At 48.3% G+C, this 12815-nt stretch carries 12 protein-coding genes; all 12 read left to right on the top strand.

Annotated elements, in window-relative coordinates:
- Window positions 1–18 precede the first annotated feature (18 nt).
- The gene (locus ACWGOO_RS00470) at window positions 19–996 is read left to right on the top strand and encodes a DHH family phosphoesterase (protein ID WP_452480558.1); all 978 of its coding nucleotides are present in this window, start codon (window positions 19–21) and stop codon (window positions 994–996) included.
- Window positions 993–1928, top strand: coding sequence for a tRNA pseudouridine(55) synthase TruB (gene truB / locus ACWGOO_RS00465; RefSeq protein WP_452480556.1), 936 nt, complete (start codon window positions 993–995; stop codon window positions 1926–1928). Before ACWGOO_RS00470 ends, truB begins: the two co-directional genes overlap by 4 nt.
- A gap of 57 nt (window positions 1929–1985) precedes the next feature.
- Window positions 1986–2924, top strand: coding sequence for a bifunctional riboflavin kinase/FAD synthetase (locus ACWGOO_RS00460; RefSeq protein WP_452480554.1), 939 nt, complete (start codon window positions 1986–1988; stop codon window positions 2922–2924).
- A gap of 132 nt (window positions 2925–3056) precedes the next feature.
- A complete protein-coding gene (gene rpsO / locus ACWGOO_RS00455; RefSeq protein ID WP_025684966.1) occupies window positions 3057–3326 on the top strand; it encodes a 30S ribosomal protein S15 in 270 nt (89 codons plus the stop codon).
- 246 nt (window positions 3327–3572) lie between these two features.
- On the top strand, window positions 3573–5675 hold the full coding sequence (pnp, locus tag ACWGOO_RS00450; RefSeq protein WP_452480552.1) for a polyribonucleotide nucleotidyltransferase: 2103 nt from the start codon (window positions 3573–3575) through the stop codon (window positions 5673–5675).
- A 232-nt stretch (window positions 5676–5907) separates the two neighbouring features.
- A complete protein-coding gene (locus ACWGOO_RS00445; RefSeq protein ID WP_452480550.1) occupies window positions 5908–6912 on the top strand; it encodes a polysaccharide deacetylase family protein in 1005 nt (334 codons plus the stop codon).
- 66 nt (window positions 6913–6978) lie between these two features.
- Entirely contained in the window at window positions 6979–8244 is a 1266-nt protein-coding gene (locus ACWGOO_RS00440; protein ID WP_452480549.1) for a M16 family metallopeptidase, read from the top strand.
- Window positions 8222–8668, top strand: a complete 447-nt coding sequence (gene dut / locus ACWGOO_RS00435; protein WP_014281130.1) for a dUTP diphosphatase — start codon at window positions 8222–8224, stop codon at window positions 8666–8668. Before ACWGOO_RS00440 ends, dut begins: the two co-directional genes overlap by 23 nt.
- A gap of 219 nt (window positions 8669–8887) precedes the next feature.
- The gene (gene dpsA / locus ACWGOO_RS00430; protein ID WP_452480546.1) at window positions 8888–9784 is read left to right on the top strand and encodes a dipicolinate synthase subunit DpsA; all 897 of its coding nucleotides are present in this window, start codon (window positions 8888–8890) and stop codon (window positions 9782–9784) included.
- Window positions 9784–10377: a dipicolinate synthase subunit B gene (locus tag ACWGOO_RS00425; protein WP_452480544.1), complete on the top strand. Its 594-nt coding sequence runs from the start codon at window positions 9784–9786 to the stop codon at window positions 10375–10377. The genes dpsA and ACWGOO_RS00425 overlap by 1 nt, the downstream gene beginning before the upstream one ends.
- A gap of 132 nt (window positions 10378–10509) precedes the next feature.
- Window positions 10510–11547, top strand: coding sequence for an aspartate-semialdehyde dehydrogenase (locus ACWGOO_RS00420; RefSeq protein ID WP_452480542.1), 1038 nt, complete (start codon window positions 10510–10512; stop codon window positions 11545–11547).
- 36 nt (window positions 11548–11583) lie between these two features.
- A complete protein-coding gene (gene dapG / locus ACWGOO_RS00415) occupies window positions 11584–12801 on the top strand; it encodes an aspartate kinase (RefSeq protein WP_452480540.1) in 1218 nt (405 codons plus the stop codon).
- Window positions 12802–12815 lie beyond the last annotated feature (14 nt).

The following is a 12815-nucleotide window of genomic DNA, read 5'->3' as shown; positions in this document are numbered from 1 at the left end:
AATGTAAAGGAGACGGCAATGCATACCTATGAACAGGCGCTTCAACAAGCGAAGGAATTTATTCTGGAGCATGATGATTACCTGATCGTATCGCATGTACAGCCGGACGGAGACGCAGTCAGCTCCACCGTAACGGTGGGCTGGCTTCTCTCATGTCTGGGGAAGAAATTTACCATGCTGAATGAGGGACCTATCCCGAAGCGCATGGATTTTTTATGGCATGCTGATGAGATTATGGATATGAGCCAGCAACCGCCCGAACGGAAATACAACCGGATTATTTGTGTAGATTGTGCAGATTTCCGTCGTGTTGGTTTGACAGAGCAGTTTTTTGCGGAAGATGCCATTATTTTGAATATTGATCATCATCCGACGAATGATGCGTATGGTACAGTTAATGTGATTAAGTCGGGTGCTGCGGCAACGGCAGAAATTCTTTTTGATTTACTGGAAAAGTTTGCGATCAACTGGGACGTTGAAGTGGCGACGGCTGTATATACCGGACTGCTGACGGACACAGGAGGGTTCAGATATTCGAATACTTCACCTAAGGTCATGTCTACGGTATCACGACTGCTTGCCTATGGGGTAGACGGTCCCTATCTATCCGAGAGTCTGCTGGAAGAAATGACCTTCCCGCAAATGAAGGTGCTTACCAAAGCACTGCAAACGCTCAAGATGTCGGAGGATGGTAAAATCGCCTGGGTGGTTGTAACTCCTGACGATATGAAGGAATGCGGAGCTGTTAATGAGGATTTGGAAGGTATCGTCAACTATCCGAGAAATATTCGTGGCGTTGAAGTAGGCATTTTCTTTAAAGTGATTAGTGATCAAGCGGTCAAAGCCAGTCTGAGATCAGCAGGTAACGTTAACGTAGCTGCGCTTGCCCAATCATTTGGGGGCGGAGGACATGTACGTGCTGCAGGTTGTCGTCTGGAGGGAAAGCTGAAGGATATTATTGAGGTCGTTGTAGGGCGGGTGAAGGCCGAGCTATGAAGCCGATGAAGCAGGAACAAGTAAATTGGGAAGGCGTGCTACCCGTCTACAAACCCGCTGGATTCACCTCTCATGATGTGGTGGCCAAGGCTCGCCGTTTGCTGGGAATGAAGCGAATCGGACATACCGGAACACTTGATCCTCAGGTGACGGGCGTACTGCCGTTGTGTCTGGGACGTGCTACCCGGGTAGTTGAATACATGCAGGAGCTACCTAAGGAATACCATGCAACGTTACGCTTGGGGATTGCCACCGATACGGAGGACCTTACGGGTACGATTACCGAAGAGTGTGACCGTCCGGTAGAGGTCACAGAAGAGGAAGCCAAAGCGGTTCTGGAGCGTTTTGTCGGTACGATTTCCCAAGTGCCGCCAATGTACTCTGCGCTCAAAGTGGATGGCAAACGTCTTTACGAGCTGGCCCGAGAAGGCAAAACCGTGGAGCGTAAAAGCCGTGAAGTGACCATTTACGAGCTGGAAATGACGGGATTCGCGGATACGGGATCCCATGTGGATATTTCTTTTCGTGCATTATGCTCCAAAGGAACTTATATTCGTACGCTATGCGTCGATATCGGCCGCTCCTTGGGATATCCTTCGACGATGGTCAAGCTGGAACGTACCATGTCTGCGGGGATTCCTGCAGATCGTTGTTTAACATTTGAAGAAATTGAACACTACGTAGCGGATGGTAGCCTGGGTGAGCAGCTTATTGCCACTGATGAGGCCATTGACTATATGCCTGATCATACAGTGGCCGAAGTAAAGGCCGCTGCCGCTCTCCAAGGTCAGCGCTTGTCGCTGAGCATGATTTCTCCACCTGTGACGGACAGCCAGCCCTTCCGGCTGTATAAAGAGGATCGAACGTTTTTGGGCGTATATGGACGGGATGAATCAGGGGCTATCGCGCCAATTAAAGTTTTTTTACCTTGAATTGTGCTATAATTTTGACGAAGTTAGTCAAATGATGTGAAATGCAGGTGAAATAATATGATTACCGTATCGTTATCTTATCCATTGAGCGATGAGCTTTTGCACCAATGGGGACGTTCACAGGTCACGGCGATCGGTCAGTTTGACGGTCTTCATCTTGGACACGCAAGTGTCATACGAAAGGCTGTCGAGCTGGCTCGAGAACAGAAAGTGCCGGTATCTGTTATGACATTTCATCCTCACCCGAAGGAAGTCATGAAAAAAGGCGACTATGAAGGCTATTTGACCCCGCTTGTGGACAAGCAGGATATTTTGGCCGATATGGGTGTGAACGTGCTTTATATTTTGAGTTTTGACGAGAACTTTTCCAAAGTCAGCCCTGAGGCGTTCATCACGGACATCTTGCTTCCACTGCAGATTCAAACGGCAGTAGTGGGCTTTGATTTTCGGTTTGGCTACCGGGGAGCCGGACATGAGCATACACTTCGGGAGCTGGGAGGAGAACGAATGTCCGTCCACACCGTACCCCCATTCGAGCTGGATGGGGAAAAAGTGAGCAGCTCCGGCATCCGCCGTGCCTTGCAGATAGGGGATTTAACGCATGCCTCTCGCTGGCTTGGACGTCCTTACCGCATCCGGGGCACCGTAATGGATGGAGAGAAGCGAGGACGCACCATCGGCTTTCCGACAGCCAATCTCAAGCTGGATGATACTTACGTGATTCCAGTCAAAGGCGTATATGCTGTACGGGCGCTGGTGGGTGAGCGTTGGGTAAACGGGGCAATGAATGTAGGGGTTAAGCCTACTTTTCATGAAGGTGTGCTGAATCCGTCGTTTGAGGTTCATCTGTTTGATTTTGACCAGCAGATTTACGGCGATTCTGTGTTCGTTGAGCTTCATCATTACATTCGTCCTGAACGCAAATTCTCTTCAGTGGACGAGCTGATTACCCAGATTAGCAATGACGTACAAACGGCTAAAAAGCTGTTAGGCTAGTTTATTTACATAAGACAGGCGCTGTGTTATACTGACTTATGTTGTGTAAACAACAATGAACCTTGGCTTGGTTGTCTGCTTTCACCGGCGGCTACGAGGCTAATGGCGATTATAATGAAGGAGGTGAACAGGATGGCATTAACTCAAGAGCGTAAACAGCAATTGATCGAGGAGTACAAAACTCATGAATCCGATACAGGATCTGCTGAGGTACAAATCGCTATCCTTACTGAAAACATCGTTAACTTGCAAAGCCACTTTCGTTCGCATAAGAAAGACCATCACTCCCGCCGCGGGTTGTTGAAAATGGTCGGTCAGCGTCGTAAACTTTTGGCTTACCTGAAGAAGACTGATGTTAAACGTTACAGTGCGTTGATCGAGCGTCTCGGACTGCGTCGTTAATTTTCAGACATGTAATGAGAAAAGAAGCCTGGTTGTTCACCGCTTGTCCCTGCTAAGGCGACGGCGGACAGCAGCCGGGTTCTTTTTTGAAGTAAGGAATTTTTTTTGACGTACAGATTCTTTAGAAGTGCGAGTCTAGTAAGGTTCTGGTGCTTATAATGCATAGGACTTCTTATGAATTAGGCCCGCGCAGGAAATACTGGATGTGTATAGAACTTTTACAATGGAATGAAATGGAGGGATACCATGGAGCAACGTGTAGAAATGCAGCTCGGCGGAAGAAAGCTGGTGCTGGAAACAGGACGTCTTGCGAAACAGGCCAATGCGGCAGTTAAAGTAAGCTATGGCGAAACGGTTGTTCTCTGTACCGTGACCGCTTCCAATGCGCCGAAAGATTTGGACTTTTTTCCGCTGACGGTGAACTATGAAGAAAGATTGTATGCTGTGGGAAAAATCCCAGGCGGATTTATTAAACGGGAAGGACGCCCGAGTCAAAAAGCGATTTTGTCCAGCCGTCTGACAGACCGTCCGATTCGCCCTTTGTTTCCGGAAGGCTTCCGGAATGATGTACAGGTATTAAACCTGGTGATGAGTGTCGATCAGGATTGTGAGCCGGAAATTGCAGCGATGATCGGAACCTCGGCAGCGCTTAGTATTTCGGACGTACCTTTTAACGGACCGATTGGCGGAGTTGCTGTAGGCCGTGTGGACGGACAATTCGTGATTAACCCGGACATTGCGCAGCAGGATGCAAGCGATCTGTACCTGGTTGTAGCCGGAACAAAAGATGCTATCATGATGGTAGAAGCGGAAGGTAACGAAATTCCGGAAGAAGTCATGCTGGAAGCAATCATGTTTGGTCATGACGAGATCAAGAACATTGTGGCAGTCATTGAGCAACTGGTTCAAGTGGCAGGTAAAGAAAAAATGCAGGTTAAACTGCATGCTGTCGATGAAAAAGTGAACAGCGAAGTTCGTGCTTATGCAGCTGAACGTTTGGTGGAAGCCGTCAAAATTGTAGAAAAACATGCCCGTCAAGAGGCGATTGATGCAGTCAACGAAGAGACGATTGCACATTTTGAAGCACAATACATAGAGACGCCTGAGCTTTTGAAAGACGTGAGCGAAGTTCTCTATGATATCGTTAAAGAAGAAGTCCGTCGTCTGATTACGCATGATAAAGTGCGTCCTGACGGTCGTAAGCTTGACGAGATTCGTCCGATCGAAAGCGATACGAGTATTTTGCCGCGTACGCATGGCTCGGGCTTGTTTACACGCGGTCAAACGCAAGCGCTTAGCGTTTGTACACTTGGCGCGTTAGGTGATGTACAAATTTTGGACGGCATTGATTTGGAAGAAACGAAGCGTTTTATGCATCATTACAATTTCCCTCCATTCAGTGTAGGCGAGGCTCGTCCTTTGCGTGCACCGGGTCGTCGTGAAATTGGACATGGTGCTCTTGGTGAGCGTGCGCTTTCTAAAGTCATTCCTTCTGAAACTGAATTTCCATATACGATTCGTCTCGTTTCCGAGGTGCTGGAATCGAATGGCTCGACTTCCCAGGCTAGCATCTGCGCAAGTACACTGGCTATGATGGATGCGGGTGTACCGATCAAGGCTCCGGTTGCAGGTGTAGCGATGGGATTGATTAAGGATGGGGAGCATGTTTCCGTATTAACCGATATCCAGGGCATGGAAGATCACCTGGGCGATATGGACTTTAAAGTGGCTGGTACAGCAGAAGGCGTAACTGCTATTCAAATGGATATCAAGATTAACGGTATCGATCGTAACATTTTGCAGGATGCGCTCAATCAAGCCAGAGAAGGACGTTTGTTCATTCTTAGCAAAATGATGGAAGCCATCCAGACGCCGCGTGAGCAATTGTCTCCGTATGCGCCGAAAATTATGACGATGCACATTAACCCGGATAAAATCCGTGATGTTATTGGTGCGGGTGGTAAGATCATTAATAAAATCATCGAAGAAACCGGCGTAAAAATTGATATCGAACAAGATGGTCGTGTATTCATCGCTTCCACAAACCAAGAAATGAATGAAAAGGCACGTTCCATTATTGAAGGTATCGTGAAAGAAGTCGTGATCGGAGAGATTTACATCGGCACAGTGAAGCGGATTGAAAAATTCGGTGCATTCGTCGAAATTTTACCGGGCAAGGACGGTCTGGTTCATATTTCCCAATTGTCTACTGAACGTGTAGCCAAAGTTGAGGATGTAGTTGCTATTGGAGATACGATTACGGTGAAAGTAACCGAAATTGATCAACAAGGCCGTGTCAATTTGTCCCGCAAAGCGGTTCTGACGGCTGAGGCTCCTGCAAAGTCCTAGTACCTGTGTACAGCGGATCACTATAACAGGAGTGCTATTCGTTTTTTACAGAACACTCGGGATTAGAATAGCATCGTTTAAGCTTTTGGAAAGAGGCAGAGCTACGTTTCTGGCTCTTTTTTCATACATAATCACAAGCTGTGTCGAAGTGGGCTTTCAGGCGCTTGCTGCGTCATAGTCCTTGTCCTCCCCGCATACAATGTGGACAAACGGGCGGGAGGATGAAGGAATCATGAGAAAGGCAAAGAGAGCAGCGTGGGTTGTAGCCAGTCTGGCCATTACGCTGGTGATTGGACAGTTTAGCGGGGTACGTGAGTATGTAAGTCAACTACGCGCCGGATACAGCACGGAAACGAGTGAGCCCGAGGCTGCAACAACGATGGCGGTCGCGGCTTTACCTAATAATGCACTCATGCAGCGACTGCGATTAGAGGCTGCCCGGCAAAGACGAGAGCCGGTTGATGCCAAGATCGACCGGGTATGGAAGGCTATTCCCGGCTATAACGGCTTGGAGGTTGACCTGGACGCGACTTATCGTAAGGCAATTGCGGCTCCGGACCTTCCCATACAATATGTGTACCGACAGCTTGCGCCCAAGGTACATTTGAACCAACTCGGCAATGTCCCGATTTACCGGGGAAATCCCGAGAAGCCGATGGTTTCTTTCATGATCAATGTGGCTTGGGGAAACGAGTATATCGTGCCTATACTGGACACGCTGGATCAGGAAAAGGTCAAGGCTACGTTTTTTTTCGATGGTAGCTGGCTGAAAAAAAATCCTGAACTCGCCAAAGAGATTCAAAAAAGAGGACATGAGCTTTCGAACCATGCTTACTCCCATCCGAATATGAGCCGTCTGAGCAGGGAAAGAGCTACACAGGAAATAGAGAAGACACAAGTGCTTCTTCAGGACATTTTAGGTGTGAAAAACAGCTGGTTTGCCCCGCCGTCGGGCGATTTTAATCAGGAAACGGTTGATTTAGCAGCAGGTCTTGGGCTTAAAACAGTGCTGTGGACACTGGATACAGTGGACTGGAGACATCCTTCGCCGGAATCGGTAATTGCTAAAATCAGTAGCAAGGTCGAATCGGGATCACTGATTTTGATGCATCCGACAGATTCTTCATCGGCGGCTCTCAAAGGCATGATTCATGCCATTCGCAGCAAGGGACTGGTGCCCGGAACCGTCAGTCAGACGCTTTCCCCTGATCGGCAGCTACCTGCTCCGGTTGAGTGAACGTCTTTTTTCTGTTAGGATTGAACATTATGGCAAAGTTTGCAATTCAGTTTAGGAGGGCCAATCGTGGAAAGAATTCAACTTAAAAACGGCCTAAGAGTGGTCATTGAAAAAAATCCAACCGTGCGATCCGTTTCTTTCGGCATCTGGGTTAAAACCGGCTCCCGAAATGAAACCCCGGACAATAGCGGTATTTCTCATTTTATTGAACACATGCTTTTCAAAGGAACAGAGCGTTTCGACGCGAAGGAAATTGCCGAGCAATTTGACGCCATCGGAGGAAATGTTAATGCATTCACTTCGAAGGAATATACGTGCTATTATGCAAAAGTTCTGGATGAGCATCTGCCGACTGCGGTTGATGTACTGTCCGATATGTTTTTTAATTCTAAATTAGATCATGAAGAGCTGGCAAAAGAGAAGAACGTGATCCTGGAGGAAATCTCCATGTATGAGGACACACCGGACGATATGGTGCATGATCTCTTATCACGGGCTGCTTATGGCGACCATCCGCTGGCTTATCCCATTCTCGGTACCGAAAATCATTTATTAGCTATGGACAGTCCCCATCTCAGCAATTATATGAAAGAACACTATACAATCGACAATACAGTCATTAGTGTGGCTGGTAATATTAATGATAATCTGGTGGAGCTATTGGAGCGTCATTTTGGGCACTTTGATAACCATGGAACTGGTTCGCCCCTGACGGTGCCTGCGTTTAACGGTGAGCTGTTGTATCATAAAAAGGCAACGGAGCAGAATCATATTTGCTTGTCCCTGCCGGGATTTGCAATAGGTGACGATCTTCAGTATGCTATGGTATTGCTGAACAACGCGATCGGCGGCGGTATGAGTTCACGTCTGTTTCAGGAAATTCGGGAAAAGCGCGGGCTGGCTTATTCGGTCTATTCCTACCATAGCTCCCATGTGGATAGTGGTATGTTCACCATTTATGCCGGTACGGCTCCCAAGCAGACGAAGGACGTGCTGGATCTGACGCTTGAGCTGTTGCAGGATGTGGCTGTCAAGGGATTGGATGATAACGAGCTTCGTAAAGGCAAGGAACAGTTAAAAGGAAGCCTAATTTTAAGCCTTGAGGGCACAGGAAGTCGGATGAATCGTCTTGGAAAAAATGAGTTGATGCTAGGTCAGCATTACACGCTGGATCAAATGATCGAACACATTGAGCAAGTGACAGCTGATGATGTGAACAAGGTACTGGACCGGATGTTCTCGGAGCCGTTTGCCCTGTCGATGGTTGGAGCGAGTGATTCAGCGGTTAAGGATATGAGGAGGGACTATTTTGTTAACTTACGTGGAAATTAACAGACTTGGGGGCAATGAGGATATTGAGCTGCCCCGTAAAATGTCAGAGCTTGCATCCGGGTTTGACCTGTATGCTGCGGTACAGGAAGATTTAGTGCTGGAACCCGGCAAGCGTTGTCTGGTTCCAACCGGATTGGCTATAGCGATGCCGGCAGGACTCGAGGCACAAATCCGTCCGCGCAGCGGACTGGCCCTCAAGCATGGTATTACTTGTCTAAACACACCGGGTACCATTGATGCGGATTACCGTGGGGAGATCAAGGTACTGCTTATCAATTTGGGCGAGGAGCCGTTCACCATTACACGTAATGAGCGAATTGCACAAATGGTATTTCAGACTGTGCCTGAGGTAGAGTTGAAGCAGGTAGACCGTTTGTCTGAAACGGTGCGTGGTGCTGGAGGCTTCGGCCATACAGGACGCTGATTCCACAGTTTCCTTCAAACGGCTGAATGTCACGGCTTTAATCGGCATTTTGGAGAATGTAACTGAATTGTCGATTTTAAGCTGGTGCATGAATAGCAAATAAATATGGAACACATGAAAGCCGTCCCCAAAAGGGGCGGTTTTTTTGTGTTTCTTCACCTATCTATGGGTGACTGCATAGACTAAAAGCATATCGTGTCTCGGAAAGGAGTGATCCGGATGCTAACAGGAATACGCATCGTTGTATTGGGTGGCGATGCGAGGCAGCTTGAGGTAATCCGCAAATGTGTAGATATGGATACTACCGTCAGCGTGGTCGGCTTTGACCAGCTTGAAGAGCCGCTCAAAGGAGCATCACGGGAGCCGTTGTCTGTCAAGCTGCTGGAATCGGCAGATGCGCTTGTGCTGCCAGTGATGGGATGTGATGAGGAAGGCAATGTGAATGCACTTTTCGGAGCGCAAAAGCTGCAGTTTTTGAATGAGCACGCCGCTGCTCTTCCGCCGCACTGCGTCGTATATACGGGGATGGCGCGGACCTACTTAAAAGAAATTTGTGCCAGACATGATTTAAAGCTGGTGGAGTTGCTGGAAAGAGACGATGTGGCCATATATAACTCGATACCTACGGCGGAAGGCGCACTGATGATGGCGATTCAGCATACGGATTTTACGATTCATGGTGCAAATTGTGTGGTTCTGGGCATGGGACGGACTGGATTTACCATGGCAAGGGCGCTACAAGGATTGGGAGCCAGAGTGAAGGTAGGGGTACACCGGGCGGAGGATGCGGCAAGAGCGGTGGAAATGGGCTGGAAGCCTTTTATGACAAGGGATTTGGCGGATGAGACTCAGGGAGTTGACTTGATTTTTAATACGATACCCTCTATGATTATTACAGCGCAAATCCTGTCTAAATTGCCACAGGCTACCGTGATTATTGACCTTGCTTCCGCTCCAGGCGGATGTGATTTCCATTTTGCGAAAAAGCGTGGAATCACGGCTATGCTCGCCCCCGGCCTTCCCGGTATTGTCGCTCCCAAAACTGCTGGTGCCATTATAGCGAATACGCTGGTGCAGTTGTTAATGGAAGAAAATCCTGATCGGGGGGATGCGTAATGAGTTGGCAAGGGAAAACGGTAGGTTATGCAATTACAGGCTCACACTGCACATTTGAAGAGGTTATGCCTGTTATACAGCGTTTTGTTGACGAGGGTGCGAAGGTCGTTCCCATTATATCCAATACGGTATTAACAACGGATACCCGCTTCGGTACTTCGCAAAGTTGGCAAAAACAGTTGAAAGATATAACAGGGAATGATATCATTTCTACAATTGTGGAGGCTGAGCCACTGGGTCCCTCCCAAATACTTGATGTACTGGTGATTGCACCCTTGACGGGGAATTCGATGAGTAAGCTGGCGAATGCCATGACAGACAGTCCGGTTCTGATGGCCGCCAAGGCGCAATTGCGCAACGGTCGCCCACTTCTTTTGGCCATATCAACCAATGATGGACTTGGTCTGAATGCTGCGAATATCGCCAAGTTACTGGTAGCCAAAAATATCTTTTTTGTGCCGTTCGGACAGGACAATCCACTTAAGAAGCCCAATTCACTTGTGGCTGACATGGAGCTGATTCCGGAAGCCGCTTACGCTGCTGTGCAGGGCAAACAGCTTCAACCGATGATTGTGGAACGCAAGACCCCATGATGTACTATAGTTAACTGTTGAGCATCCCTCGCCTAGAAGATGATTCGATGATGCATCGGGTCTGATTCTTGTTGGCGGTGGATGCTTTCAGAATAAAAAATGGTTTTTAGTCGAGAAGGGGAGATACACCAGATGAGCAATAGAAAGTTTAATGTAGCTGTCGTTGGAGCGACGGGCGCTGTAGGAGAACAAATCGTAAATCTGCTGGAAAAACGGAATTTTCCTGTGGACAAAATTAAATTTCTTTCTTCGCCTCGTTCTGCCGGCACTTTAATTAGCTTTAAAGGTCAGCAAATTCCAGTAGAGATTGCAACCCCCGACAGCTTTGAAGGAATCGACATTGCCTTGTTCAGCGCAGGCGGAGACGTAAGTAAGGAACTGGCACCACATGCTGTTCGTCATGGCGCAGTGTGCATCGACAACACAAACGCCTTCCGGATGGATCCTACAGCTCCTCTTGTCGTTCCTGAGGTGAACAGCGACAAAATTGCCAAGCATCAAGGGATTATTGCCAACCCGAACTGCTCCACCATCCAGATGGTAGCTGCTTTGAAACCATTATATGATCAGTATGGCATTTCCCGTATCATCGTATCCACATATCAAGCGGTGTCCGGGGCTGGAAGCCGTGCCATTGATGAACTGAATCGTCAAAGTGCAGCAATCCTTAACGGTGAAGAAGTTCAGCCTGATCTACTGCCAGTCGGCTCATTGCCGGTGAAGCATCAAATTGCTTTCAATGCTATCCCGCAAATCGACAAATTCCAGGACAACGGCTATACACTGGAAGAAATGAAAATGGTACGTGAAACGAAAAAAATATTGGATGATGAATCCGTGGACGTAACAGCAACGTGTGTACGTATTCCTGTAGTATACGGACACTCGGAATCCGTCTATGTAGAGCTTAAAAAAGATTATGATTTGGAAGAAATTCGCAATCTACTCGCTTTGTCACCGGGAGTAACGCTTGTAGACGATCCTGCTGCGCAGCTCTATCCGCTGGCATCCGAAGCCGCAGGGAAACCTGATGTATTCGTTGGACGTTTACGTCGTGATTTGGGCAACAGCCGTGGATTGAATTTGTGGGTCGTATCCGACAACCTGCTCAAGGGAGCAGCATGGAACGCGGTGCAAATCGCGGAGATTATTGCTGCAAATGCGGAATAACGTTCCTAAAGTAAGGAGGAAAATGGGGGAAGAGCGATGAGTATTTTAGTACAGAAATTTGGGGGAACCTCGCTGTCCACACCCGAAGCGCGTCAACTGGTGCTAGGACATGTGAAGCGAGAGCTGGAACAAAATTTTCAACTGGTTGTCGTTGTGTCGGCCATGGGGCGGAAAGGAGAGCCTTATGCCACGGACACGCTGCTCGAATGGGCGGCGTCTAACGGCGACAGTCTTCCTAAGCGTGAACGGGATTTACTGCTGTGCTGTGGTGAAATCATTTCTGCCGCTACATTATGCAGCCTGATGGAAAATGAAGGTATTCCTGCTACGGTGCTGACTGGGGCACAGGCGGGCTTTATTACGGATGATCAATACGGCAATGCTCGTATTTTGGATATAAAGCCAGACCGTATCGTGGAAGAGCTGAACCAGGGTCGTGTTGTCATTGTGACAGGCTTCCAGGGGCAGACTGCAATCGGTGATATGACTACTTTGGGTCGTGGAGGCAGCGATACTTCCGCTACCGCTCTGGGTGCCGCTTTACATGCGGATATGGTAGACATTTATACGGATGTGAACGGCATTTTGACCGCTGATCCGCGCATCGTGGAAAATGCAAAGCCGCTTATCCATGTCAGCTATACGGAGATTTGTAATATGGCTCATCAGGGGGCTAAGGTTATCCACCCCCGTGCTGTTGAAATCGCCATGCAGGCGAATATTCCGGTTCGGGTTCGCTCTACCTTTTCTGAAGAGGAAGGAACGCTGGTCACTCATCCGGAGGGCTTTAAGGACGTACAGGCAGACATCGTGGACCGTTTCGTGACCGGTATTGCGTATGTCGGCAACGTCACACAAATTACCGTAGAATTAAAGCTTGGCTCGGAGCACTTGCAATTACAAGTATTCAAATCCATGGCTGAGCATGGAATCAGCGTCGATTTTATTAATGTAACTCCATCCGGGGCTGTGTATACCGTGTTCGATACAGATGGAAGCAAAGCGGTTGAAGTGCTGAACGGTCTGGGCTTGGAGCCTAAAATTTTGGCAGGGTGCGCTAAAGTATCCGTCATAGGAGGCGGTATTAATGGGGTACCGGGCATTATGGCGACGATTGTAGAGGCATTGGCAGACTCAGACGTACAGATTCTTCAATCGGCAGACTCCAACACGACGATTTGGGTACTCGTTAAAAAAGAAGATATGGTGCAGGCTGTACGCGCATTGCATAATAAGTTTGAACTCCATCAATAGGCGCAATGTCTGTG

The organism is Paenibacillus sp. NPDC055715, from assembly GCF_053617595.1.
The sequence above is the reverse complement of the archived record's forward strand: the minus strand, read 5'-3'. Positions and strand labels throughout refer to the sequence as shown.